This window comes from Streptomyces sp. NPDC003943 (assembly GCF_053605265.1).
In genome coordinates this window covers 1-24,791 of record NZ_JBSGIW010000101.1, presented here as the reverse complement: position 1 = coordinate 24,791, position 24,791 = coordinate 1, and the positions used below count along the sequence as shown (strand labels likewise).

Genomic DNA, 24,791 nt, shown 5'->3' with positions numbered 1-24,791 from the left:
GGCGGGAGCGGGCCCCAGGGACCCCCCGGGCCACCGGGCCCGCCCGGACCCGGGTGGTACGGCCCGCCGGGGCCGCCCGGTCCGGGCGCGTACGGGGCTGACGCGCGCCCGGGGCCGTTCCCGCCCCGTCACGCCGGCTCGCGCACCGGCGCGCCCACGGGCGTCTGCGGGCGTCTGGGCCTCGTTACGCCAGCTCGCGCACCGGCGCGCCCGCCAGGAACGCCTCGATGTCCTCGACCGCCTGCCCGAAGTAGCGGCCGTAGTTGCCCTCCGTCACGTACCCGAGGTGCGGCAGCGCGAGCACGTTCGGCAGGGTGCGCAGCGGGTCGTCGGCGGGCAGCGGTTCCGTCTCGTACACGTCGAGGCCCGCTCCCGCGATCCATCCCTCGCGCAGCGCGCGGAGCAGCGCCGGGCCGTCGACGAGGCCCGCGCGGGAGGTGTTGACGAGGTACGCGCCGGGGCGCATCGCGCGCAGTTCGGTCTCCCCGAGCAGGCCGCGGGTGCGCTCGGAGAGCACCAGGTGGAGCGAGGCGAAGTCGGCGGCGCCGAGCAGTTCGCGCAGGTCGGCGGCGCGTCGTACGCCGTGTTCGGCGGCCCGCTCGTCGGTCAGGTTCGGGCTCCAGGCGACCACGTCCATCCCGAACGCGAGCCCGATCCGGGCCACCCGGCCGCCGATCTTGCCGAGCCCGACGAGGCCGAGCGTCCGGCCCGCCAGGTCGGTCCCGACCGTCGACTGCCAGGGCCCGCCCTCCCGGACGGCCCGGCTCTCGGTGTGCAGCTGCCGGGCGAGCCCCAGGATGAGCGCCCAGGTCAGCTCGGTGGGCGGCTCGGACGCGCTGGCCGTGCCGCACACCGTGATCCCCCGGGCGCGGGCGGCGGCCACGTCGATGGAGGCGTTGCGCATCCCGGAGGTGACGACCAGCCGGAGCCTGGGCAGCCGGGCGAGGAGTGCGGCGCCGAGCGGGGTGCGCTCGCGCATGACGACGAGGATCTCGCAGTCCTCGACGGCGGCGACGAGCGCGTCGGGGTCGGCGAGGTGCTCGCGCAGGACGCGGACCTCGACGCGGCCGTCGAGGGGGCCCCAGTCGGCGGAGGTGAGGGCGACGCCCTGGTAGTCGTCGAGGACCGCGCAGCGCAGCACCACGGAAGCCCCGCCCCCCCTACTTCCAGTTGATGCGGTTGCGGACGGCGCGGGCGGCCTTCCAGCCGAAGCTGAAGGCGTACGCGGAGACGGCGGACGGCGCCGGCTTCAGCTGGAGCACCAGCTTGCCGTCGCGGGGCCCGATCCGTACGGTGTGCAGCTTCTTCGCGCCGCTCTTCCCGGCGCCCGGCAGCGACACGGCGTGCTCGTCGGCCCGCTTGCTGACCTTGCCGCCGAGGGCCGTGCCGAGCTCGCCGCGGGCGGTGAGGCCCTGCGCGGTGCAGCGCAGCGAGAGGTGCCAGTCGCCCTTGGGCAGGGCGGCGCCGCCGTCGACGTCGGCCAGGTCGATCGAGACGCGGAAGCAGGAGCGCCCGTAGTCGTACGTCTCCTTGCCGCGGCTCACCGTCATGTGCGGCGACGGCAGGTGCTCGACGGGCACGGCGATCTCGCGGCCGGTGTCGGCGTGCTTGAGGACGACCTCGGTGACCAGGTCGTCGGTGTCGACCATGTCGATGTACGCGTAACCGGCCAGGTCCAGGACCGTGCCGCGCCACGCCAGCCTGTCGACGCGGCGGCGCGGGCTGGCGCCGAGCGCGGCGCCGGTGATGTCGCACAGCTCCTCGTACACCGGCGAGTCGGCGGCCGGGAACGGCGGCGCCGCGTACACCTTGCCGTCCTTCACCACGGCCTTGCCCGGCCGTCCGGCGAGCTGCCAGGCGACGACCTCGGCCAGCTCCGTCACGAGCCCCTCGCGCAGGCAGTGCGCGACGAGCTTCTCGTTCACCGGCATCTTGGCCAGGATCGCGGGCGTGATCCACTTCTGCGCGTACGGGCCGGCCAGCTCGACCATCCGCGCCCGCTCCTCCGCGTCGGCGTCGAGGAACCGCTGGTCGAAACGGCGGATCATCTCCACGTTGACGTGCCGTCCGACGAGGTGGTCGCGCAGCGCGCCCGGCTCGGTGAGCCCGGTGACCAGCGCCACCATCTCGTCCGCCTGCTCCAGGGCGATGGTGAAGTCGATGCCGCCCGCGGTGATGTTGCCCTCGTCGCCCCGCTTCACGACGTAGTAGCAGTCGTAGTCGCCGACGGTGGAGATGACCTTGCTGTGCAGGTACGCGCGGGCCACGAAGTGCTGGTCCTCGCTGATCCGCATGTGCTCCGGGAAGCGGATCCCGTGCTTCTCGATCATCTCGCGGCGGAACAGCTTGAACGGCATCAGCGTGTAGTACGCGTCGCCCTTGGACAGGTCGACCTTGTCGACGTTCTTCGCGAAGACCGCCTTCGGCACCCGCCGACCGACCCCGATCAGCTTGGCGAGCACGGTGTCCGCACCGTTCTTCTCCGCCATCGCGACGAGCCGCTCCAGCGCCTCGGGGCCCAGCGAGTCGTCCCCGTCCACGAAGAACACGTACGTGCCGGTCGCGTTGTCCAGACCCACGTTCCGCGGCCTGCTCGGACCGCCCGACGCCTCCTGGTGGATCACCTTCATGACGCCGGGATGCGCCTCGGCCCACGCGTCGAGCGTCTCCCCGCTGCCGTCGCTGCTCCCGTCGTCGACGGCGACGACCTCGATCGCGTCCAGGCCGATGGTCTGCTGCTCGATCGACTGCAGCGTCAGCCGCAGGTACGGCATCGCGTTGTAGACGGGGATGACGATGGAGACCGTGGGTGTGCGCGGGACGTTCATCTGTCGGATCCCCCAGTGCAGATCTTGTGAAAGGGCTGGTCGCGATGGCGCATCGTATCGCCCGACCGGCGGTATGCGGGAAAGCCGGTATGCGTCTGCGTCAGAGCCGCAGCAGCACTCCCCGCCACGTCCATCCCGCGTCGAGCACCGCCTGCCGCAGCGGGTCCTTCATCGAGCGGGTGTCGAAGCGGAAGGTCTCGAAGCGGTGGCGGCGGCCGTCGGGGCCGGGGCGGGTGCCCCAGACGCGGTAGACGGTGTTGGCGGGGCCGCGGGAGTACTCGCCGCGGGTGGCCGTGGAGGCGGTGAGTTCCCAGCGTTCGTCGAGGGCGCGGACCTCGTGGGTGTCGGGGGCCAGCCGCATGCGGGTGACGAGGCGGACGCGGAGCGCGGGGAGGCGGCATTCGGCGACGAGGTCGCCTTCCTGGCCGATGCCCTCGCGGACGCGGAAGGGCACGTCCGAGTCGTTGAGGGCGAGGAGCGCCCAGCGGACCTCCGGGGACGGCAGCGGTGCGGTGGTGCCGTCGGGGTGGCGGGTACCGAGGTAGTCGTTCCAACGGCCCATGGCGGGCCCTCCCTTCGCCGGGGTTCTGCCGACACCCATGGTGGGGCCTGCGGGCGGCCGGGTTCACCGCGGGTGCCCCCACCGGGGCTCGACCGCGGGCGGTCAGGACCCGGACAGCGTCGTCGCCACCGCCAGGAACCACGCGCCGTGCGAGAACGGCTCCGGCGGGTCGACCTCCATGCCGAGTTCGGCGGCCGCCAGCGCGTAGTCCGCTTCGTCCAGGGGCAGCGCGAGCAGCTCGTGGAGCTCGCCCACGAGGCGGGCGACCAGCTGGGGGTGGGTGGTGGCGGCGTAGTCGGCGACGGCGGCGTCGTGGTCGGGGAACTCGTCGACGACGTCCTGCGAGAACCAGCCGCCGAGCAGCTGCGCGGTCTCCGGGAAGCGCACGTGCCACTCCCAGTGCGTCTGCGGCGACGCCGGCTCGGGGACGTCGCCCTCCTCGATGCTGCGCTTCAGGTGGTCGGCGAGGATCGTCAGCCAGTCGCCGATCGCCGCCTGGGGCAGTCCGGTGTCCGGGATCGCGTAGAACTCGCCCAGGCTGTGCCGGAGGCGGCCCGGCGGGTTCTGGCTGTACGCGCGCAGCTGGCGCTCCGCCTCCGCGACGGCCGAGGGGCGGGTGTGCCAGGTGTGGCGGAGGTACGCGTCGAGGGCGCGGCTGCGCCGCTCCGGGGTGTCGTCGGCCGGCTGTCCCAGGTACGCGCGCATCACCTGGTCCAGCTCGCCGTACCGGCGGTCGTGTTCGAGGGGCTTCATGGACATGTGCGTACGGCCCCTACAGGTAGAACGGAACGGTGGTCTTGACGACGAAGCCGTGCGGACTCGACGGCTCGCGCCGCAGCACCACGCGCGCCGCGCGGACGTCGACGGGCCCGAGCCCGGCCAGCAGGTCGCCGGCCAGCTGGACGCGGCCCACGGGCTCCTCGCGGGACGGCCAGGCGGCCTCGATGGTGAGACGGGCCCGGGTGCCCTGGGCGAGCCAGCGGTGGATGGCCTGCTCGTTGGCGGTGACCACCTGCTGGGTGGCCCAGTGGGCGGTCTCCCGGTCGGGGTAGGAGGCGGAGCGGGTCAGCACGGGGGCATCCTGCCAGTAGTCGGGTCGGTGGTCGGATCGGCGGCCGGATCGGCGGCCGGCTCAGTAGTCGGAGAAGTTCCAGAACATGGCGACCTCGGTGTCCGTGACGACGATCAGGCCGTAGTCCTCCGTGTAGACGCTGAGCGGGTTGTACGCCCAGTTCGGCGTCGTGAAGTCGAGCGTGCCGCGTACGTGGCCCGGCTTGTTGACGTTGGTGTGATAGCGGGCCTCGTCCCCGTATCGGGCGAGGATCGTGCGCGCCATCGCCCGCAGCTCCTCTTCGCTCTCGGTGAAGCGCCGTAGGTTGGACAGGGTGCAGCGGTCGTCCGTGAGGGCCAGGAGCAGGTTCTCGGCGCTGGCCCGGTCGATCTCCTGGAGGCGCGGCGCGATGTACTCCGGGGGGTGTACGGCGAAGGGGTACGTGGGGAACCCCTCGCGCTCCGGGTCCTGCGCCGCGTCGTCGAGCCCGGTCCAGCCCCGCGGGTCCGGGACGGCCCGGGCCATCAGCGCGAGGACGTCGAGGATCCAGTCCTCGTGACAGCGCGGACCCGTGGCGTCGTACGGGTACGCGTCCTCGTAGAGGTGACGTACCGCGGCTTCCCAGGACGTCTGGTCGACGGACATGCGGTGCTGGCCTTTCTCGGCGGAGCGCTAGGGCTTGTAGGGCATCGACGTCATCACCGTGAACGGCGGGGTGCGACTGCTGTCGTACCTGATGCGCGTGTCGATACCGGTCACGTCCTCCGCCTTGGCATTGAGTCCTCCCTGTTTGTACCCGGTCATCGGGTCGTTGGGGTCCGTCGGCTGCTTGCTGACGCTGCGGCCGCTGGTCTCGCCGTTGGGCGCTGTCGAGTAGAACGGCTCGACGGCGCCGTCGGCCGGCGGAGGCGGACCCTTGATCCACGCTTCGATGGCGGCCTTGTTCTGGTTGAGGTTGTACTCCGTCAGCTCCTCCGCCCGCTGGTAGCTCGGGAACGCGGAGGAGCTGCCGATCTTCGGCTTGCCGTACGGCCATGCCTGCGTCGGGCCGCTGCCCTGCTGGTCGCGCAGTCGCTGCGCGAGCTGCTCGTCCGTCTTGCCGACGTGCTTGTCGAGGGTGTGGCCGTCGCCCATGTACTCGTTGGCGGCCAGGTTCAGGTCGTAGTTGCCGTTCGAGTCGACCTTCAGCCAGACCTTCGAGTCCTTGAACTCCTCCAGGGCCCGCGCGCCGAAGCCGTAGGCACGGGCCTCGCCGGCCTCGAACTTGGGCGCGCTCAGGAACGCCTCGTCCAGCGGCTCTTTCAGCGCCTCCATGCGGGTGGTCAGGCCGCTCAGCTTGCCGGTGTACGTGTCGACGATCCGGTTCAGCTTGGCCGTGTCGAGGTTGAAGACGGTCTTGACGTCGAACGAGAGGAGCAGACTGGCGCCCTTGCTGACCACGGAGGTGACGGTGCCGATGATGCTCTTGACGTCCTTGGGCTTCTCCAGATCCTCCAGGATCTCTTTGGCGGCCTTCAGCATGGCGCGTTCGAGCTCGTCGTAGACGTCGCGGTTGAGGTCGACGGCGGCTTCCGCGTACTCGCGCAGGATGGTCGCGACCTTGTCGGCGGTGTCCTTGAGGACGGCCAGGACGGGCTCGCTGCCGGTGGGCAGGCGGGGCGTGCCCGGGCCGGAGTTGGCGGTCTGCCCCCACTGGTAGCCGACCCGCTGCTGCCCCCACGCCGTGGCGCCCCACAGGGCGCTGCAGAAGGTCCGCATGGCGGCTTCCCAGTCGGCCTGCTGGTGGTTGGTGATGGTGCCGACGGCCTGGGTGAGCTGGTCCGCGACGAGCGTTCCCACGATGGAGACGTTCATCCAGCTGTGGCACAGGGAGTTGAGGTAGTGCTGCTGCGGGAAGGGGTAGACGTCGGCGACCTTGCCGACCCGGAACACGTGCTTGCACAGCGGGTGGAGGACGTCCCGGACGATCTCGGGGAGCTGTTCGAGCAGACCGCGCAGGAAGTCGTCGCCGCCGTCGTCGTCGCCCCACTTGATGTCGGGTACGGCGCCGAACTTCGGGTCCTTGTCGACGACGGCGGGCCGCGGGCGCTGCTCGGGCGCCTTGCCCGGCTGCGGGTGGGACGCCGCGTCGGCCTTGGTGTACGCGTTGGCCGTCTCGGTGAAGCCGACGGCGACGCCGCCGACGCTGAGCACGGAGCGGCCCCAGACCTCCAGCCAGCGGTCGCCGATCTTCTTGTACGCCTGCGCGAACTTCTCGGCCTCGGTGCCGGCGCCGCCGGCGTCCGGGTACTTGCCCAGTTCCTCCAGGAGCTTGTGGGCGCCGCGCATCAGGAAGTCCTGCTGCTCGGCGACCCGTCCGGAGACCGCCCAGAGGTCGCTCGGCTTGACGTCGATGGTGCCGGAGCCGCCCGGCGCGGGGGTGGCCATCAGGCGCCGCCTCCCCAGCCTTCGAGCACGGAGCGGTTGGCCGCCGCGTAGTTGAGGTGCCCCTTGGTCACGACCTCGTGCAGCCACGCCTGCGCGGCCTTGAGGTCGTCGGCCTGGTGGCTCCACTTGTCCAGCTCGTCGATGAACGTCTCGCGCGCCTCGCCCTCCCAGGTCACGACGACCTTGGCGACCCGCCCGTAGAGCGTGTCGAGCTTCTCGTTGAGGGTGCGGAGGATGTCCTCCAGGTCGCCCGAAAGGCGTTGCAGCGTGGCGAAGTCGACGGTGATCCGGTCGTCTCCCGGTTCCGGCATGGTGCTGATCCCCCGTGGTCGCAACTGTCGGTGGCGGATGTACGGCTCAGAGGTACGGCTCAGAGGTCCGCGAGGCGGCTTCTCGGCGCGGGCGCGGGTGCCGGATCGGGCACGGTGAGCTCGCGGGCGGCGGCGGCCACGTCCTCGCCCTGCTGCACCTGCCGCAGCTGCGCCAGGACGTCGAGCTCCTGCTCGGTGAATCCGTCGCGCGAGGCGCGCATGGCCGCTTCGAGGAGGGCCAGTACCTGACGGATTCGCACGGCGTCCTCGGCCACTCCGCGGTGCAGCGAGCGGTACGCGGTGGCGGTGGGCCCCTGCCAGCCCGCGGCGATCGCGTCCACGACCTCGTCCATGCGGCGGGTCTGCTTCTCCAGGTAGCCCTGCATCGCGTCGAGGTCGTCGGCCAGCTTGGTGAGGCCGTCCTCCGTGTACTTCAGACCGGAGTTGCCGGCGTCGGCCGCACCGCCCGCGTGGTCGGCGTCCCGCATCCTGAGCCCCCGCTCTCGTCGCGCCGTTCGTACGTGTGTTCCTGCGTACGGCCGTTCACTTTAGCAAGCGGCAAGGTGACAAACTCCAGGTCGCCTGCCGTGAAGCGGCCCGTGGGTGGCTGGCATACTGCACGGGTAGCCCTTCGTGCATCCCCCGTCGCGAAGGGCTACACCCTTAAGTCGACATGTGCGGGCGACAAGCACGGGTGTGGCACACGGCCCGGGGACTCCCCTGTGGTCCCCGGACCGTGTTTTTTGCAGTTAACAGTGACGTAGAGTGTTTACGCAAGCCCGGCACTTGCGCCGGTGCATGATGCGAACGTGGGTAACGGGATGGACATCGGCGAAGAGCACGTACCTGAACTGCAGTCGTTGCAGCAGAAGGTCGAGTACATGCTGGAGAAGACCTTCCCGGGCCAGAAGGTGTCCGGGCGGACCTTCTCCGAGCTGGTCAAGGAGCGCGGCGGCTCCCTCTCCCACAGCTACTTCTCGAACATCCTGGCCGGGAAGGTCACCCAGCCCTCCGAGGAGATCCTCAAGGCGCTCGGGCTGGGCTTCGGCGTGGACTGGCGGTTCTTCAAGGAGGAGTCGGAGGTCGTCGGCGACGTGGTCGCCGGACTCCAGTTCCTCGCCAAGCGGCGCACCGGCGAGATCAGCGGCGTGGCGGGCCGCGGTGTCGACGACGACGGGCTGCCGGCGGAGCTGCTGGAGTTCGCGCTCTCCCTGCTGGCGGACACCAAGGCGAAGCAGCGGCCCGAGGACGGGACGGAGGCGCCCGGGGAGCCGGGGAGCTAGGCCCTGGCAGGCCCGGGCGTACGGGGGGCCGTACGCGGCTCCGTCCGCGGGGTCGTACGCGGCCGGGTGCGCGGGTTCGTACGCGGGTCCGACGCGGCTCCGTGCGCGGGTTCGTACGCGGGTCCGACGCGGCTCCGTGCGTGTGTTCGGCGTTGGCTAGACTCGCCGAGCGCATGTCACGCACGCGTGCCGACGATCAAGAGGCCCCCATGTCCCTGCGCGAACTGCGTAAAGAATGTGAAGCCGGGCTGGCTGACCTTCCCATCCCGGCCCCCTTCACCATCGAGGGCCTGGTGGCGAACATGGAGGCGGCTCGTGGCCGGACCATCGTCCTCCAGGAACTCCCCGAACGGCTGGCGCGCGTCAACGCGGCCTGCGGCCTGCGTCTGAAGTCCGGCACCACCAGCTACGTGCTCTACCGGCGCCGCCCCACCCCGTACCAGACCCAGCACGTGATCCTGCACGAGCTGTGCCACGAGTGGTTCGACCACGGCACCAGCCTGGACGCGGACCAGCTGCGCAAGCTGCTGCCGGTGTTCGACACCTCGCTGATCAATCGGGTGCTCTCCTCCGACACGGTCCAGGCCCGTGCCCAGTACGACACGCACGACGAGCGGATCGCCGAGTTCGGCGCCTCCCTCATCCCCCGCATGGCCAGGGACGTGACCAGCGACGACATGGTCGGACGGCTGGCCAACTCGCTCTCCCGGCCCGTGGCCCACCGCCGCCGTTCGTTCTTCCGCGACACGTTCTTCCGCGACCTGTTCTTCCGCCGCCCGTAGCGCCCCCGGTGGCGCAGCCGATCCCCCCACCGCACCTGCCCCCCACCCCTGCCCCGCAGAAGACCCCCGAGGAACTCACGTGACCGCCCTCGACCTCGCCGGCTACCTCATCGCCGGTCTGATGACTGCCGTCGCCCTGTGGCGCATGCCGGCCGCGCTCTGGGGCGACGAGGAGGACAAGCGCCGCCGCGCCCTGTGGGGCTGCTACGCGGGCTTCGCCGTCGCCCTGTGGACCAAGACCCGCGTGGTCCGGATAGGGCTCAACGACAGCCCCGTCATCGACCTCGCGGTGCTGATCAAGCACTACACGGCCACCATCGCCATCCTGGCGATCCTCAGCTACATCGTCGCCATCTACGGTCACTTCCCGGAGGGCGGGGCGATCCCCCGGCACGTCCGGTTCGCCCGGCTCGTCCAGCAGGTGGCCACCAAGGCATCCGTGGTCACCCTCGTCCTCCTGACCGTGCTCTTCTTCACGGTGGTGGACCGCTCGCACCCTGCGGACCGGTTCGTGGCCGAACACGCCGGGCAGTGGGGCGCCACGCTCTACATGAGCGTCTTCTACCTGTACTTGGGCGCCGCGTCCGCCGTCTGCGCCTACCAGTGGGCCCTCGCCACGGCCGACGCCAAGCTGCTCCACCTCCGGGTGGGCCTCGGCATGATGACCTTCGCGATGTTCATCGGCGTCGGCTACACCCTCAGCCGGACCCTGTTCCTGTGGATCAGCGTGCTCGACCGGCCGAGCCCCGGCTTCGCGCTGGCCTTCGACGAGGCCACCGAGGCGGCCCAGCTGGTCCTCTTCGCCTTCTTCGCGCTCGGCGCCTCCATCCCCGCCTTCAGCAAGGGCTGGCGGCGGGCCCGGCTGTGGCGGGCCCAGATGAACCTGCATCCGCTGTGGCGCGAGCTGATGACGGCCTTCCCCGACCAGCCCTTCGCCCCGCCGGCCTCGCTCACCCGCGAACTGACCCGCTTCGACACCCCCGCGGACCTGCGCGTCGACCGCTGGGCGGCCGACATCGCGGACGCGGTCGAGAAGCTGCGTCACTACGTGCCCGACAGCCTGCTGACCGCCGCCAAGGAGGCCGGTGCGGGCAGGGAGTCGCTCGCCGACGCGTACTGGATCAAGGCGGCCCTGCTCGCCAAGGCCGAAGGCGCCCCCGCGGGGAAGGCCGCCGCCTTCGAGACCAAGCACGCCACCGACCAGGACGGCGAGGTCGCCTGGCTGGTACGGGTGGCCGCCGCGTACAAGTCCGTCACCGCACAGCGGGCCCGCGCCGTGCTGCGGTCCTGCCTGGAGCCCAGCGCGTGAACCCCACCGGCAGCACCGAGAACACCACCGTGAACGACACCACCGTGAACGAAGGCGCGGAGCACGACAGCGCCGCGCACGACAGCGCCGCGCACGACAGCGCCGTGAACGAGAGCGCCGTGAACGAGAGCGCCGTGAACGAGAGCGCCGTCCGCGTCCGCGCCGCCGGTACGGCCGTCACCGCCGTCGCCCGTGTCGTCACCGACGTCCTGCAGCCCCGCAACGTCCTGCTCGTGGGCATGCTCGGCATCGGCCTGGCCGCGGCCCGTCACTGGACCGGCCTGCTGTGGGGTCTGCTCGGCGCCCTGTGCGCCGGGCTGATCCCGGCCGGATACATCGAGTGGGAGCGCAAGCGGGGCACCTGGGGCGACCGCCATGTGGTCGACCGGACCCAGCGGGCGCCGATCTTCTTCGTCATCCTCGGCTCCATCGGCACCGGGTCGCTGGTCATGCTCCTCGGCGGGGCCCCGACGCCCATCCTCGTCGCGATGCTCGCCCTGTGGGTGATGACCATCGGGCTGCTCGCGGTGAACACCGTCTGGAAGATCTCGGTGGACTCCGCCGTGGCCTCGGCCGTGGTGGCCCTGCTGGCCGCGGTGCACTCGCCGTGGTGGCTGATCGCCTACGCGCTCACGGTCGCCGTGTGCTGGTCCCGGGTCGCGCTGACCTACCACACGGTGGCCCAGACGATCGCCGGAGCCTCGCTGGGCGCGGCCACCGCCACCGCGTTCCTCTTCGTCTGAACCCGGTTCGCCCGCCTGCCGGTTCGCCGGCCGCCCGGTTCCCCGCCTGCCCCGTTCGCGCGCCTGAGCTGCGGTTCCCTAGAAACGCACGAACCGAACAGCCCAGGCCGCTCGGAGTTTCATGTTTTCAACGCCTGACTGAAACAAGCCAGTTGGCGATGTACTCCACGGACAAGCCGAACCAACGAACGGGGAAAGCCTTGTCCGAGAAGCTGCCTGGCCGTCAGATAGAGATCTCCTGGCCGGACTTGGGCATCACGGTCACCGCCGACCTTGACGGCCGCAACGCGGCACTCGCCGACGCCCTCTGGGAGTCGCTGCCCTATCAGAGCCTCCAGGGGCACGCCCTCATCGCGGGCGAGCACCTCTACCACGTGTCGCCGATTCCCGCGCTGCTGCACACGCCGCACGACACCCGGGTCCCGGACCGGCGCGAAGCCCCCGACGGCACCGTCTTCCTCTCCGGTCTGCAGCACCTGGGCATCAAGTACGGCACGCTGACGGAGCCGATGCCGGCCACCCCCGTCGGCCGGATCCGGGCGGCGGACATGCCGGCCCTGCGGGAGGCCGGGGCGGCGATCTGGGACGCCGTCTACTCCACGAAGAAGCAGATCGTGGCCGAAGTGCGCCGCGCGGGCGAGCCGGGTGGCCACCGCATTCCGATGCTCCACGCCACCCACACGGAAGCCGACCGCCTGATCGCGGACATCTTCGCCGAGACCGAGAAGATCTGGCTCGCGCCCCCGGTCGAGCTGGACGAGCTCCACCAGGGCATCATCCCGTCCCGGGCCGGCAACTTCGGGACCGTCCTGCCCACCCTGCTGTTCGTCAACGGCGAGACCCGGCCGCTGGGTTACGCCGCCTACGGCGGACTCGTCCGGGCCGCCGTCCAGGGCATGTCCAAGGAGTCCCTCGTCCACATGACCCGGCTCCTCGTCGGTGTCCCGGCCGAGTTCCTCGGCTACTGCGGCCTGGAGAAGCTGTGGGCGTTCACCCAGCGCTTCCTCGCCGTCCTGGACGACCTCGACCGCGACGACTTCTACGCCGTCACCAGCCAGATGGCCCTCTACATCAACTGCCTCGGCGGCTGGAACCTCCAGCTGTACCCGTGGGAGACCGGAGACCACCTGCGTCAGCAGAGCGTCGCCCGGTGAGGACCCCGAGCGCCCTGCCCGACCGGGCCGACGCCGTCGTCATCGGTGGCGGAGTGATCGGAACCTCCGCCGCCCACCACCTCGCCGAAGCGGGCCTGGACACCGTCCTGCTGGAGCGCGGGGGCCTCGGCGGAGGAGCGTCCGCGCACACCGCGGGCATGGTCCGCACGTACTTCCCCGGCAATCCCGCCACGGGACAGCGGGCCGTGCGCAGCCTGGAGGCCTATCACGACTTCGCCCGCCACACCGGAGCCTCCCTCGGCCTGCGGCGGCTGGGGTTCATGGCGCTGTTCACCGACGAACAGCAGATCGCCGCGTTCGAGGCCGAGCGGGAGGCCCAGCAGGCCGCCGGCGTCCGGGTCGACCTGATCAGCGCCCGGGAGGCGGCCGAGCTCAACCCGCTGATCAGCGAGCGCGCCGTGCTCGCCGCCGCCTGGAACCCCGAGGCGTACCACGTGGACGGCCTCGACATCGTCCGCGGTTACGCGGCCGGAGCCCGTAACCACGGCGCCCGGCTGTTCACCCACACGCCCGTCACCGGCATCGACGACGACAACACCGTCCACACCCCACAGGGCAGCATCAGGGCGGACAGCGTCGTGTGCACGGCCGGGCCCTGGTCCGGCGAGGTGGCGGCCATGGCGTCGGTCGACCTGCCGCTGGCACCCCGCGTCATGGAGATGCTCTTCACCGACGTCCCGCCCGTGCGGCACCCCGAGCTGCCCATGACCATGCACGCCGCCTCCGGTCTGCGGATCCGCTCGTGGAAGGACCGCATCCTCCTCGCCATGGGAGCGCCCAAGGACGGCGAGGCACGCGAGGACTGGCTCGGCCGCGTCGCCGGCCATCTCGGCACCGTGTTCCCCGCCCTGGACGGTATCGGCCTGCACCGCGCGTGGTCCGGCGACTTCGACGCCAGCCCCGACAACACCGCCTTCATCGGCGAAGACCCCACCCGCCGCTTCCTGTACGCGGCCGGATTCACGGGCGCGGGCCTGTGCCAGGCCCCGGCGGCCGGGCAGCGGCTCCGCGACCTGCTGATCGTCAAGTAGCCCCAGAACAGGAAAGACTGCCGTGATTGTTCTCGGATGTAATGGTTTCAGCCGGGTGTCGGAGTTCTTCTCCGAACGCCTCGGCGCGACCGGCATCAACAAGCATTACCTCCTGGGCCACGACGCCGCCGCCGCAGTCCTGATCGACGGCCGCCTGGTCGCCGCCGTCGAGGAGGAACGCCTCAACCGGGAGAAGAAGACCACCGACTTCCCCGCGAACGCGATCGACTGGTGCCTCAGGGAGGCCGGGATCACGTTCGACGACGTCGACCTCTTCGCCTTCCCATGGAACTGGACTCCCCAGGTCATGGACGAGATCCGGGACGGCATCCGCACCTCGCCGCTGGCGGAGGACGCGAAGACCCGCCTGCTGGGCGACATGGCCGACCTGTTCGAGCAGGTCGTCAGCCACGAGGCGATGCTCGCGGACTTCGAGGCCCGTACCGGCCACCGCCCCGACCCGGCCAAGGTCCGCTTCGTGCCCCACCACCTGGCGCACGCCACGACCGGCTACTACCTCGCCGGCATGAACGACGCCGCGTTCCTCGTCAGCGACGGCCGCGCCGAGCGCTTCTCGACCCTCACGGGCGAGATCCGCGACGGCAAGGTCACCGTCTTCGAGGACAGCGTCATCGGCGCCCAGTACTCCATGGGCACCCTGTTCTCCTGCATCACCCGCTTCCTCGGCTTCGTCCCGAACAACGACGAGTACAAGGTGATGGGCCTGGCCGGGTACGCCGAACCGCCGAGCCCGAACCCGTTCCTCGACGACCTGCTGACGCTGCACGACGACGGCCGCTACTCCTTCACCAAGCCCCTGCGGACCGACGACCTGCACAGCCACGACGCCCTGTTCGAGGAGTACTTCGGGCCCTTCGAGGACACCCTCGAGTACACCTCCCGCGTCGCGGCCGCCGCGCAGCAGATGCTGAACGTGGCCACCGCCCACCAGGTGCGCCACCTGGAGAAGCGGACGGATCTCGACCGGCTGCTGTTCGAAGGCGGCGTCGCCCTCAACTGCCTCAACAACACCCCGCTGTTCGAGGGCTCCCGCTTCTCGGACATGCAGGTCAGCTTCGGCGCCTCCGACACCGGCATCACCATCGGAGCCGCGGCCCACGCCTGGCTCGACCACCCCGGCACCACCCCCGCCGACATCCTCGCCGCCTCCGCACCCGTCACCCCCTACCTGGGCCCGGCCTACGACGAGGCCGCGATCGAGGAGGCCCTGGAGGGCTTCGCCGGCCGCGTGACCGTCTCACGCCTGGACGACGACGAGGTCGTCGAGCAGGTGGCGAAGCTGCTGACGGAGAAGGTCGTCATCGGCTGGTTCGAAGGCCGGGTCGAGCACGGGCCGCGCGCCCTCGGACACCGCAGCATCCTCGCCAACCCGGGCTTCGACGACATCAAGGACATCATCAACACCCGGGTCAAGCACCGCGAGCCCTTCCGCCCGTTCGCTCCCCTCGTCCTCGAGGAGCAGGCGCCGGAGATCTTCGACATGGGGCGCAAGACCAGCTCCCCGCACATGACGTTCGTCTTCCCGGTGCGCGACGCCTACAAGGACCGCGTCCCCGGCGCCGTACACGTGGACGGCACCTCCCGCATCCAGACCCTGACGGACGAGGGAACCCCGCGGCTCACGGCGCTGCTGCGGAGGTTCATCGAACTCACCGGCACGCCCTGCCTGATCAACACCTCGTTCAACGTCGCCGGCGAACCCATCGTCTGCAGCCCCGTCGACGCCCTGAACTGCTTCATGGGCACCGAGATCGACTACCTGGTCCTCGGAAACCACCTCGTCGCCAAGACCGAGTCCTGGACCGCGTCCTAGACCGAGCCCTAGTCAGAGCCCCAGAAGGAGCCCGCCATGCCGAGCAAGATCCAGCGCAAGCACACCATGTACCACTCCACCATCCTCGACGCCGACCCGGACACCGTGTGGGCGACCATCCGCGACGCCATGCAGATCCTGGAGATCGTGTCCCCCGGCGACCTGGACGTCCACCGGGACGTCAGCTGGGTGGAGGGCGGCTCGGTCGAGACGGTCCCGGCCCGCTACGACTTCAAGCTCACGCTCAGCGGCAAGGTCGTCCAGCAGGAGATCGCCGCCCGCGACGAGATCAACAGGACCCAGTCCTACCGGGCCGTCGCCCCCACCAGCGGCGTCGCCAGCTACGAGGCCACCATCCGGGTCTTCCCCATCACCAACGACCCGGCCCGCAGCTTCTTCGACTGGTCGCGGACCCTGGAGATCGCCGAGGACGCCGACCTGGGCGTGGTCGAGGGCATCATCGACATCATGGAGAAGCAGACCGACTGCGTACGGGACCACTTCGCGCAGACCGCGAAGTGAGCGACGTGACGACGCTCGTACTGCTGCGGCACGGCGAGACCCTGCTCACCCCGGAGCGGCGGATCTCCGGCAGCGGAGGATCCAATCCGGGACTCTCACCGGCCGGACGGCGCCAGGCCCGGGCGGCGGCGGACGCCCTCGCCCACCGCGGCGGCATCGAGGCGGTCGTCACGTCACCGATGCGGCGCTGCCAGGAGACCGCGCAGCCCGTGGCCGCGCGCCTCGGCCTGCGCGTCCAGGTCGAACCGGACCTGCGGGAAGCGGACTTCGGCGCCTGGGAGGGCCTCACCTTCGCCGAGGTCCGCGAACGCTACCCGGACGACCTGACCGCATGGTTCGCCTCGCCCGAGGCTCCCCCCTCGGGCGCAGGCGAGACCATGCGGCAGATCACCCGCCGGGTCGCCGCCGTACGGGACGGGCTCCTGGCCCGGCACGCCGGCGCCACGGTCCTGGTCGTCTCCCACGTCGTCCCGGTCAGAACCCTGATCCGGCTCGCCCTCCAGGCCCCGCCGCACACCCTGTTCCGCATGGAGGTCGCGGCGGCCTCCCTGTCCACGGTGACGTACGCCGAGGACGGCACCGCCACGGTGCAGGCCCTCAACGACACCCATCACCTGGGCTGACCGCGCGCGTGTCACTGCCGGCCTCGCGCCCGAACGGTTCCTAGTCTGGCTTCCCCAGACACGGACGGCATCGACGCAGGACAGGACGCCGGGAATCGACCGCGAACGCCTCACGAGACAACTGACGTTCTGGCTGCGTCCCGCCTTCGTGCTGCGCGTGATCAACCGGTTCCAGAAGGTCGTGGGCTTCGACCGATCGATGGCCCTGGCATCGAGCGCGCTCACCGCGCTGGTGCCGCTCGCCGTGCTGGGCGGGGGTGTCTTCGGCAGTGAGGCGGCCGACCGGGTGATCAACCGCTACGGCCTCACCGGGGCGGGAGCGGAGTCGGTCAGGTCCCTGTTCTCCACGGGCAGTACGAGTACCAGTGCCGGACTGTTCGGGATCGTCTTCCTGGCCATCTCGTCACTGAGCTTCGCCCGCGCCGCCCAGCGCGTGTTCGAGCAGGTCTGGGAACTGAAGCCGCTCAGCGTGCGGAACACGCGCAACGGCCTCTGGTGGATCCTCGTCCTGAGCTGCTACATGGGTTTCATCGGGTGGCTCTACGCGGTCGTGGACGTGGGCCGGCTGGGCCTCCTGACAGCCGCATGCGAGGCCCCGGTCACCACGGCGTTCCTCCTCTGGAGCGGCTGGATCCTCTCGGCGAAGCGACTCACCCGACCGGTCCTGCTCCCGTTCGCGGTCACCGCGGGCGTCCTGGTCGCGGCCTACTCGGTGGGCGCGGCGGTCTACCTTCCGCCCCTGTTCAACTCCTACGCCTCCCGGTACGGCCCTGCCGGCGCCGTGTTCGGAATGATCACGACCCTCTTCGGCGCCATGCTGGTCGTCGTCGCCTCGGCGGCGATCGGGCGCGAGGTCCGGGACGAACTCACCCGGATCCGGCAGGGCCATCGCCCTTCCCAGGACGAGGTCAGCCGCCAGTGGAACAACATCGTCGAGCAGACGCGGTCCCGCTGGCGCAGGGTGCGCAATCCACACGCACAAGCCCCGGGTCCCTGACCTGGGGCTTTGCCGTGGAGCGGACGGGGGAACCGAACCGGTGCCATCGACTTCCCGGCTTCGTGTCGCCCGCGTCGTCGCCCGCGTCGGGTCGGACCGGTCATCGAGCCGTCACGTGCACGACCTCCTTGACGACCGTCCTGACACCGGCCAGCAAGTGGTAGATGGCCCCGCTCGCCATGATCAGGGTGCCGAACAGGAGCCAGCCACCGGGGCCGCTGTCCGCCTGGAACTCCGAGCCGTCCGACCCGGGGTTTCCGGTCGGGGCCCGCAGTATCTCTCTGGCGATGTGTGCCGCACCGATCGCGGCATGGCTGGCCGCGGCCAGCGCCATGCCTGTGACGCCGATGGCGAACCACTCCGCCCGCCCGAGCTCGTCCATCGTCCTCGCCTCCTCGCCTCCGGACTCCGCGCCTGGTCAGGCGACCTGCCTTCACCTCCGATCCTCGGCGCGGCCGCACGGTGCCGACAGAGCCCGGAAGGGCAGACCAGTGGGCCAATGGGCCCAACCGACCGCGTGCCGGTCCGTCCCACGAGTGGTGGCGCGGCCTCAAGGCGCCATGGCGCGTCCCTCCGCTCACGGCCCGGCTCGGTGAGGGAGGCGATGAGGACCTTCGCGTGCACGGGGGAGGTCTCTCGTTTGATCAGGTCCTTGTTCTGCAACCCGCTGCTTTGCACGCGGGACCGGGTCCGGGCTCAGGCAGCGCGGCGGTAGTAGGTGATCGAGACCTTCACCGGGCCGTCGTCCGAGGGGGCGTTGAGGGTGTGGATGACGGCGACGTCCTGCCCGCCGTAGGCGCGTACGCAGAAGCTGCGGTCGGCGCGCAGGATGGTGAAGGGCAGGGCCGAGGCGGGCTGGGTGTCGAGGCCGGTGAGGCAGTCGGGGAGGGTGAGGGGGCCGCCGTCCGGTGCGATGTAGGCGGTGCTGTCGTCGGGGACGTAGAACTCGCCGGCTTCGCGGCCCAGGTACCAGGCGGGGGTTTCGTGGCTCACCTTCCCGGTCCTCAGGTCGATCTCGTAGTCGGAGTCGGGGGAGGTGAGTTCGACGTTCGTGTAGGGGACGGTGTAGCCGTGGGTGGTGGCGGGCCGCGGGGTGGACGGGGCAGGGCTGCCGGCCGGTGCGGCGCTGGGGGCGTCGGAGGTGTCCAGGTAGCCGGAGTCGATCAGGAGGAAGGTTGCCGTCGCGCCGACGAGGAGGGCGGCGGTGGTCAGGAGCGCGGTGCGGGCGCCTCTCCGCGGGGAGGTGGTGGCTCTGCGTCTGGCGGGGGCCGGCGACCGCGGCTCGTGCGTCGCCGGAACGGCGGGGGCGTGTGCGGTCGGGGCATCGGCCACCGCGCGGGCCGGGTCGAGGACGGTGGCGGGCGGAGGCGTGGCCGGAGGATCCGTGTGGCGGTGGAGTTCGCTGCTGATGTGCTGGGGCAGCCAGCCGTCGGAGAAGCGGAGTTCGCCGCCGGTGGCGGGGTGGCGGCGGGCGGCTTCGATCAGCCAGGCGGTGCTGGGCCGCTCTTCGGGGTTCTTGGCCAGGCAGAGCCGGACCAGTTCGTGCAGTCCGTACGGGAGGCGGGAGAGGTCGGGTTCCTCGTGCACCGCCCGGTAGAGGGCCGCGTGCTCGGGCCCGTCCCCGAACGGCGGCGTGCCGGAGCCTATGTACGCGATGAGGGCGCCGAGGGCGAAGACGTCGGTGGCCGGGGTGGCGGGTCGCCCGAGGGCCTGTTCGGGGGCCATGAAGCCGGGTGAGCCGATGCGCAGGCCGGTGCCCGTGAGGGGGCCGGCGTCGGCGGCGCGGGCGATGCCGAAGTCGATGACGCGGGGGCCGTCGGCGGCGACGAGGACGTTGGCGGGCTTGAGGTCGCGGTGGACGACGCCCGCGGCGTGGATCGCCTGGAGGGCCTCGGCGATGCCGACGAGCAGCAGCAGGACGGTCCGCTCGGGCAGCGGGCCGTGGCGGTGGACGACCTGCTGGAGGGAGGGACCGGGTACGAACGCGGTGGCGAGCCAGGGGGTGGCGGCGTCGGTGCCGGCGTCGACCACCTGGGCGGTGTAGAGGCCGTGGATACGCCGCGCGCTGGCGGCCTCCTGGGCGAAGCGGTACCGGAACTCGGGGTCCTGGGCCAGCTCGGGCCGGATCACCTTGAGCGCGACCGGCCGCCCGCCCGGGGTGTGGGCCAGGTAGACGTGGCCCATGCCGCCCGCTCCGAGTCGTGCGCTGAGGCGGTAGCCGCCGATCTCGCGGGGGTCGCCCGGGGACAACGCCTGGAAGGCCGAGGGCCGGGGGGTGGCGAAGGGCTCTGCGGTCATGCTGGCTCCGTGCGGGTCGAGCGGGCGGAACGGGATGGCGAGGGCGGGTTCAAGCCAGCGTCCGGAATCGCCCCGGATCGTATCCGGCAGTGATTTCCAGGAGGGGTCTGCCCAGGCTCGGTGGGCCGGTTTCCCTAGGACACGACTCTGTCCCCGCCGTGTGTGCGGCGGGGACAGGACCCGTGGTTTCCCCTGCGTACAGCCGGCTCTCTCAGTCCGTGATCTCCTTGGCGGCGCGGATTCCTGACAGGTAGGCACCGTGAACGGTCGCGAACGAACTGCGGTGGGTCGCCTCGCCGGCGAAGAACACGCGGCCGTTCACGCCGGCCGCGAGCTGGTCCCGCATGGCCGGCGAGGAGCCGAGCTTGTTGTACGAGTACGAGCCGCGTGCGTACGGATCGGACGCCCAGCGGCTGATCTGGAAGCCGGTCGGGGCGGGGATGCCGCTGCCGAAGATGGTCCTCAGCGTCTCCATGGCGCTGTCGACGATCTCGGCGTCGTCCCAACTCTCGATCGTGCGGCCGAAGTCGGCGGCGTTGAAGCCGAGCAGCACCGGCTGGCCGTTGACGCGGGTGACGTTGATCCACTGCGCCCACTGCCCGTACTTGTCCAGGGCCGGCACGTAGTTCAGCCAGTCGGTGTCCGGCCAGAACTTCCGGGGGAAGCGGAGATAACACTTGTTGAGCAGCCCCATGCCGAGATTGTCGATGGCGGCGCGCTTGGCCGCGGGCAGGCCGGGCCCGAAGGTGACCGCGCCGCTCTGCAGCACGCCCAGGGGCAGCGTCACCACCACCTGGTCGGCCTGGAAGGTGCCCTTGGCGGTGGCGACGGTCACGCCGCGCGAGGTCCAGTCGATGTGCTTGACGACGCGTCCGGTACGGATGGTCAGCCCGGCCGCGAGGAGGTCGGTGATCTGCGCGTAGCCGTCCGGGAACAGCACGTCGGGGCCGTTGATCTTGCTGTCGCTGTCGAAGTAGAGGGTCGACATCTGGCGCACGCCGCCCGAGTACTCGTGCTCGTAGTCGTTGAGCGCGTTGTTGATCATGGCTTTGTCGCTGTTCGGCAGCCCGGGCCAGCCCAGCGCGCGTTCGACGACGCCACGCATCGCCGCGTCCCTGTCCTGGTTGTCCTGGTAGGTGGTCAGCGCGTCGGCGGTCTCGTCCCGCCAGCGTTCGAGCGCCTGAGCCCGGGCGCCTTCGGCCTCGCTGCCGTCGGTGAGGTATTCGGTGCTGCTCTCCGGGTCGGTCTCGATCGTCCGGGCCTTGGCCTTCTCGGCCAGCGCGGTGATCGGGTTCCTGTCAGTGCCGTGGATCCACGATGCGCCGAGGTCGACCGGTGCGCCGTCCCACGCGTCGCTCGTCCAGATGCGGCCGCCGATGCGGTCGCGGGCCTCAAGGACCAGGACGTCCTCGCCCTGGTCGGCCAGGTGCCGGGCCGCGGCGAGGCCGCTGATGCCGGCGCCGATGACGATCACCCCCGTGCGGCCGGAGGGGGTCGACGCGGCGGTGGCGTCGATGTCATCCGGCCCGCAGGCGGACAGCACGGCCAGGCTGGGCAGGCCGAGGCCCACACTCTGCAAGAAGCGTCGACGGTGCATCGTCATGTTTCATACCGATCTGCGAGCTGACAGGGTCTCTGAAGAAATCTCGGTCGGCGTTCCGCCCCGTGCGGAAGCCTGGCCGCGGTCGAAGAAGACGTGCGGGCCCGGATCGGCTCCGAGTGGGTGCGCCCGCGCCTCGGGCGCGTACCTCTCGCCACCGGGCACGGCGTGGGCCGGCCGGGCGTCCGGGTTCAGTGGTACGGGTGCGGGAGTCCCGGCCCCGGCCGCCCTGGGGGCGGGGTGGCGACCGGGGCCGGCCCGGCGGCGCTCCTGCTGGACGCCAGGCCGATCCGCGGCGGGAGCGCGGGGCGACCGGCAGCGGTGGAAACGGGGGAGAGGCGGCAGGCCACGGCGGTCGCCGCGGAGCGGACGGGGCTTCTGGACAACGGGTGGCACCCCCTCTTCAGTACAATGAGGCTGACACTTCACAGCATAAATTGAAACACCGGTGTGTCAATAGAGGCATAGGAGCTTCTCGGCGATGCGTACAGACGCGACAGAGGTGCTGGACTCGGCGATCCCGGTGCTCGCCAAGGACAGAGCGGCGTCGATGCAGACCATCGCCAAGCGTGCGGGCATAAGCCGCGCGACCCTGGTCCGCCACTTCCCCACCCGCCAGCACCTGGTCCAGGCGATGGCGGGGAAGATCCTGGACGACTGCGAGCAGGCCCTCGCCAGGGCCGAGGCCGACACCGCCCCCATGGAGCAGGTGCTGACCGCGCTCGTGCACGACTACGTCCCCTTCGCCCAGCTGTGGAACCTCGTCTACGTCGAGCCGGACGTCCTGGGCGTGCCCGAGGCCAGTGCCCGGGCCGACGTGGTCTTCGACCGGACCGTCTCGCTCGTCGAACGCGGCCAGGCTTCGGGCCTGCTGCGCAAGGACATGCCGGCCACCTGGCTCGCCTCCACCTTCTGCGGCCTGTCCGAGACCGCGTGGGAGCTGACCCTCGAAGGCCACATGGGCCCCCGTCAGGCCCCGGACTTCATCATCGCGATCCTCCTGCGCGGAGCCCTCGCCTGACCGAGCCGGGGCCCGCGGAGTGCGTGACAACCCCGGACAGGTCTGGATGGCAAGGCAGGCCCAGGCCGGTGACCCGGGACTTCGCTCAAGAGCGGATGACGGCAATCGAACCCGCCCCATAAGCCTGGGAATCACCGTCGCCGAGCTTGATCATCTGGTGCCCGACCTGCGACGCCCCCTGATGCGGCGCTGCTTGCTGGCTTGGTGGTACCCGTGTCGACCGCTGTTCACGGCTCCGAAGGGCACGGACGGGGCACGGCCCGGAGTCTCGGGCTGCCGGACCGAGTTCCTCGGTCAGTCGAGAGCCCACTACCTGACCCGAGTGCCCGCCGGCTGTGCCGGGACATGGTCGTAGCCGTAGGTGCTGAACTCCACCGCCACCAGACCTCCATCCCGGCCCCCGCCTGGTCCTGCGCGAAGTCGAACCCGAGGACTTCCCGCCGTCGATGGCGGTGGAGCTCAGATCTACCAGCACTCGGTCCACGACCGGCAGAAGGAGGTGGCCGGCGGGTTGGACCGGATGGTGCGGCGGCCCGGGAGAAGGTGCGGGAGAGCAGGGAAAGAGGGCAGGTGGTGCAAGGCGCCCAAGGCGGTCTGGACGACGACGAAGGCCCAGGTCTCTGACCTGGGCCTTCGTTCAAGAGCGGATGACGGGAATCGAACCCGCGCTATAAGCTTGGGAAGCTCATGTTCTACCATTAAACTACATCCGCAAACATGCCGCCCTGATGATCAGTGCCGCATCATTGCACACTGTACCCCATTCCGCATGTCAGGCGAAGCGCCCTTCTCCGCGCCGCCCTCCGGAGTGCCCTCCGCGGAGCGGGGGTGGCGATCCCCTAATGTGGCTGTCTCGTCCACCACTTGTCGGGGAAGGGACTTGATGGGTTCGATGGAGCGCACCGTCGTCCGTTGTGCCGAGGGGCACGTGTTCAGCACCGCTTCGTTCCCGCTGCAGCAGCTCGGGGCCGGGCGGATCGGGCCCGGGCGGCTCATTCGGTGTCCACGGTGTGCGCGTCTGCGGCACGCCGTACCCGTGGAGCACCAGCAGCGCTGAGGGCTGCGGGCGCGGAGGTCTCCCGATTGGGGGAGCTTCGCGCCCTCTGCGTATCGTGGGAGGGTGCTTCTCTCAGACAAGGACATCCGGGCCGAGATCGACGCCGGACGGGTGCGCATCGACCCGTACGAAGAATCCATGGTGCAGCCCTCGAGCATCGACGTGAGGCTTGACCGCTTCTTCCGGGTGTTCGAGAACCACCGCTACCCCCACATCGACCCCGCCGTCGAGCAGTCGGACCTGACCCGTGAGGTCGAGCCCGAGGGCGACGAGGCGTTCATCCTGCACCCGGGCGAGTTCGTGCTGGCCTCGACGTACGAGGTCATCACGCTGCCCGACGACATCGCGTCGCGTCTGGAGGGCAAGAGCTCCCTCGGGCGGCTCGGGCTCGTCACGCACTCGACCGCCGGGTTCATCGACCCCGGTTTCTCGGGGCACGTCACCCTGGAGCTGTCGAACCTCGCCACCCTGCCGATCAAGCTGTGGCCGGGAATGAAGATCGGGCAGCTGTGCATGTTCCGGCTGAGCTCGCCGGCCGAGTTCCCGTACGGGAGCGAGCGCTACGGCTCCCGATACCAGGGCCAGCGGGGGCCGACGGCCTCCCGTTCGTTCGTGAATTTCCATCGGACCCAGGTGTGAGGCGGTAGCGGGCATGAGTGAAGTACGCGAGAACCTGACGTACGAGGGCTTCGGCCGCGCCATCCGCGAGCTCGCCCAGACGATCGCCGACGACGGCTACGAGCCCGACATCGTGCTCTCCATCGCCCGTGGCGGTGTCTTCGTCGCCGGTGGTCTGGCCTACGCGCTCGACTGCAAGAACATCCACCTGGTCAACGTCGAGTTCTACACCGGGGTGGGGACCACCCTGGAGATGCCGGTCATGCTCGCGCCCGTCCCGAACGCGATCGACTTCTCCGACAAGAAGGTCCTGATCGCCGACGACGTCGCCGACACCGGCAAGACCCTCAAGCTCGTGCACGACTTCTGCGTCGACCACGTCGCCGAGGTCCGCTCCGCGGTCATCTACGAGAAGTCGCACTCGCTCGTGAAGTGCGAGTACGTCTGGAAGAAGACCGACGACTGGATCAACTTCCCGTGGTCCGTCGAGCCGCCCGTGGTGCAGCGCGAGGGCCAGGTCCTCGACGCCTGAGTCGCGGCAGAAGAAGACCGCAACAGAAGACAGCAACAGAAGACATGGGAGAGGGCCCCCCCGGGCCGGCCCGTGGCGGGGGCGCGCCCACGCGCGGAACGGCGGCGACAGCCCGGCCCCCCAGTGCAGGGGCCACCAGAACCCCGGGCGCGCGCGCGCCCCGGCCGCGGGGCCGGCCGCCGCCCCC

Annotated in this window: 25 protein-coding genes and 1 tRNA gene; 13 read left to right on the top strand and 13 right to left on the bottom strand. The window is 70.7% G+C overall.

Annotated features, from left to right (window positions below):
* Positions 1–184 precede the first annotated feature (184 nt).
* The 9 genes from ACWEV0_RS30740 to ACWEV0_RS30700 form a co-directional block, all read right to left on the bottom strand.
* Positions 185–1,144: a D-2-hydroxyacid dehydrogenase family protein gene (locus ACWEV0_RS30740; protein ID WP_453152942.1), complete on the bottom strand. Its 960-nt coding sequence runs from the start codon at positions 1,142–1,144 to the stop codon at positions 185–187.
* Between the two features lie 16 nt (positions 1,145–1,160).
* Positions 1,161–2,828, bottom strand: coding sequence for a glycosyltransferase (locus tag ACWEV0_RS30735; RefSeq protein ID WP_453152941.1), 1,668 nt, complete (start codon positions 2,826–2,828; stop codon positions 1,161–1,163).
* 100 nt (positions 2,829–2,928) lie between these two features.
* The gene (locus ACWEV0_RS30730; protein WP_453152940.1) at positions 2,929–3,390 is read right to left on the bottom strand and encodes a hypothetical protein; all 462 of its coding nucleotides are present in this window, start codon (positions 3,388–3,390) and stop codon (positions 2,929–2,931) included.
* Between the two features lie 102 nt (positions 3,391–3,492).
* Positions 3,493–4,149, bottom strand: coding sequence for a contact-dependent growth inhibition system immunity protein (locus ACWEV0_RS30725; RefSeq protein WP_453152939.1), 657 nt, complete (start codon positions 4,147–4,149; stop codon positions 3,493–3,495).
* Positions 4,150–4,162: 13 nt separating this feature from the next.
* A complete protein-coding gene (locus tag ACWEV0_RS30720; RefSeq protein WP_403794060.1) occupies positions 4,163–4,462 on the bottom strand; it encodes an RNase A-like domain-containing protein in 300 nt (99 codons plus the stop codon).
* A 60-nt stretch (positions 4,463–4,522) separates the two neighbouring features.
* The gene (locus tag ACWEV0_RS30715) at positions 4,523–5,086 is read right to left on the bottom strand and encodes a hypothetical protein (RefSeq protein WP_453152937.1); all 564 of its coding nucleotides are present in this window, start codon (positions 5,084–5,086) and stop codon (positions 4,523–4,525) included.
* Between the two features lie 27 nt (positions 5,087–5,113).
* A complete protein-coding gene (locus ACWEV0_RS30710) occupies positions 5,114–6,868 on the bottom strand; it encodes an RNase A-like domain-containing protein (RefSeq protein ID WP_453152936.1) in 1,755 nt (584 codons plus the stop codon).
* The gene (locus tag ACWEV0_RS30705) at positions 6,868–7,179 is read right to left on the bottom strand and encodes a WXG100 family type VII secretion target (protein WP_453152935.1); all 312 of its coding nucleotides are present in this window, start codon (positions 7,177–7,179) and stop codon (positions 6,868–6,870) included. The genes ACWEV0_RS30710 and ACWEV0_RS30705 overlap by 1 nt, the downstream gene beginning before the upstream one ends.
* Positions 7,180–7,238: 59 nt before the next feature.
* Positions 7,239–7,667: a WXG100 family type VII secretion target gene (locus ACWEV0_RS30700; protein ID WP_453152934.1), complete on the bottom strand. Its 429-nt coding sequence runs from the start codon at positions 7,665–7,667 to the stop codon at positions 7,239–7,241.
* 333 nt (positions 7,668–8,000) lie between these two features.
* Between ACWEV0_RS30700 and ACWEV0_RS30695 the strand changes: the two genes are divergently transcribed.
* The 10 genes from ACWEV0_RS30695 to ACWEV0_RS30650 all read left to right on the top strand — a co-directional run bounded on the left by ACWEV0_RS30695 (position 8,001) and on the right by ACWEV0_RS30650 (position 17,478).
* Positions 8,001–8,462, top strand: a complete 462-nt coding sequence (locus ACWEV0_RS30695) for a hypothetical protein (protein WP_453152947.1) — start codon at positions 8,001–8,003, stop codon at positions 8,460–8,462.
* Between the two features lie 209 nt (positions 8,463–8,671).
* On the top strand, positions 8,672–9,244 hold the full coding sequence (locus tag ACWEV0_RS30690; RefSeq protein WP_453152946.1) for a toxin: 573 nt from the start codon (positions 8,672–8,674) through the stop codon (positions 9,242–9,244).
* 79 nt (positions 9,245–9,323) lie between these two features.
* The gene (locus tag ACWEV0_RS30685; RefSeq protein ID WP_453152933.1) at positions 9,324–10,553 is read left to right on the top strand and encodes an MAB_1171c family putative transporter; all 1,230 of its coding nucleotides are present in this window, start codon (positions 9,324–9,326) and stop codon (positions 10,551–10,553) included.
* 134 nt (positions 10,554–10,687) lie between these two features.
* A complete protein-coding gene (locus ACWEV0_RS30680) occupies positions 10,688–11,296 on the top strand; it encodes a hypothetical protein (protein WP_453152945.1) in 609 nt (202 codons plus the stop codon).
* A 200-nt stretch (positions 11,297–11,496) separates the two neighbouring features.
* Positions 11,497–12,450: a cucumopine synthase-related protein gene (locus tag ACWEV0_RS30675; protein ID WP_453152932.1), complete on the top strand. Its 954-nt coding sequence runs from the start codon at positions 11,497–11,499 to the stop codon at positions 12,448–12,450.
* A complete protein-coding gene (locus ACWEV0_RS30670) occupies positions 12,447–13,502 on the top strand; it encodes an NAD(P)/FAD-dependent oxidoreductase (RefSeq protein WP_453152931.1) in 1,056 nt (351 codons plus the stop codon). Before ACWEV0_RS30675 ends, ACWEV0_RS30670 begins: the two co-directional genes overlap by 4 nt.
* A gap of 55 nt (positions 13,503–13,557) precedes the next feature.
* A complete protein-coding gene (locus tag ACWEV0_RS30665) occupies positions 13,558–15,336 on the top strand; it encodes a carbamoyltransferase family protein (RefSeq protein ID WP_453152930.1) in 1,779 nt (592 codons plus the stop codon).
* Between the two features lie 36 nt (positions 15,337–15,372).
* On the top strand, positions 15,373–15,858 hold the full coding sequence (locus ACWEV0_RS30660; RefSeq protein WP_453152929.1) for an SRPBCC family protein: 486 nt from the start codon (positions 15,373–15,375) through the stop codon (positions 15,856–15,858).
* Positions 15,859–15,863: 5 nt separating this feature from the next.
* Complete coding sequence (locus tag ACWEV0_RS30655) at positions 15,864–16,481, top strand: histidine phosphatase family protein (RefSeq protein WP_453152928.1); 618 nt, start codon at positions 15,864–15,866, stop codon at positions 16,479–16,481.
* A gap of 157 nt (positions 16,482–16,638) precedes the next feature.
* Positions 16,639–17,478 carry a hypothetical protein gene (locus ACWEV0_RS30650; protein ID WP_453152927.1) on the top strand — a complete coding sequence of 280 codons (840 nt, stop codon included), beginning with the start codon at positions 16,639–16,641 and terminating at the stop codon, positions 17,476–17,478.
* A gap of 100 nt (positions 17,479–17,578) precedes the next feature.
* On the opposite strand, the gene ACWEV0_RS30645 is transcribed toward ACWEV0_RS30650, so the two are convergent.
* From ACWEV0_RS30645 to ACWEV0_RS30635, 3 genes are all read right to left on the bottom strand, one after another.
* Positions 17,579–17,860: a hypothetical protein gene (locus ACWEV0_RS30645; RefSeq protein WP_453152926.1), complete on the bottom strand. Its 282-nt coding sequence runs from the start codon at positions 17,858–17,860 to the stop codon at positions 17,579–17,581.
* 314 nt (positions 17,861–18,174) lie between these two features.
* Positions 18,175–19,776, bottom strand: a complete 1,602-nt coding sequence (locus ACWEV0_RS30640; RefSeq protein ID WP_453152925.1) for a protein kinase domain-containing protein — start codon at positions 19,774–19,776, stop codon at positions 18,175–18,177.
* 211 nt (positions 19,777–19,987) lie between these two features.
* Complete coding sequence (locus ACWEV0_RS30635; RefSeq protein WP_453152943.1) at positions 19,988–21,346, bottom strand: flavin monoamine oxidase family protein; 1,359 nt, start codon at positions 21,344–21,346, stop codon at positions 19,988–19,990.
* A 511-nt stretch (positions 21,347–21,857) separates the two neighbouring features.
* Between ACWEV0_RS30635 and ACWEV0_RS30630 the strand changes: the two genes are divergently transcribed.
* Positions 21,858–22,397: a TetR/AcrR family transcriptional regulator gene (locus tag ACWEV0_RS30630; protein ID WP_453152924.1), complete on the top strand. Its 540-nt coding sequence runs from the start codon at positions 21,858–21,860 to the stop codon at positions 22,395–22,397.
* A gap of 642 nt (positions 22,398–23,039) precedes the next feature.
* On the opposite strand, the gene ACWEV0_RS30625 is transcribed toward ACWEV0_RS30630, so the two are convergent.
* Positions 23,040–23,110 (bottom strand) — tRNA-Gly (locus ACWEV0_RS30625).
* A gap of 407 nt (positions 23,111–23,517) precedes the next feature.
* Between ACWEV0_RS30625 and dcd the strand changes: the two genes are divergently transcribed.
* Both dcd and ACWEV0_RS30615 read left to right on the top strand, forming a co-directional pair.
* Positions 23,518–24,093, top strand: coding sequence for a dCTP deaminase (gene dcd, locus ACWEV0_RS30620; protein WP_453152923.1), 576 nt, complete (start codon positions 23,518–23,520; stop codon positions 24,091–24,093).
* Positions 24,094–24,106: 13 nt separating this feature from the next.
* Entirely contained in the window at positions 24,107–24,604 is a 498-nt protein-coding gene (locus ACWEV0_RS30615; RefSeq protein ID WP_451607010.1) for a phosphoribosyltransferase, read from the top strand.
* The last annotated feature ends 187 nt before the right edge of the window (positions 24,605–24,791 follow it).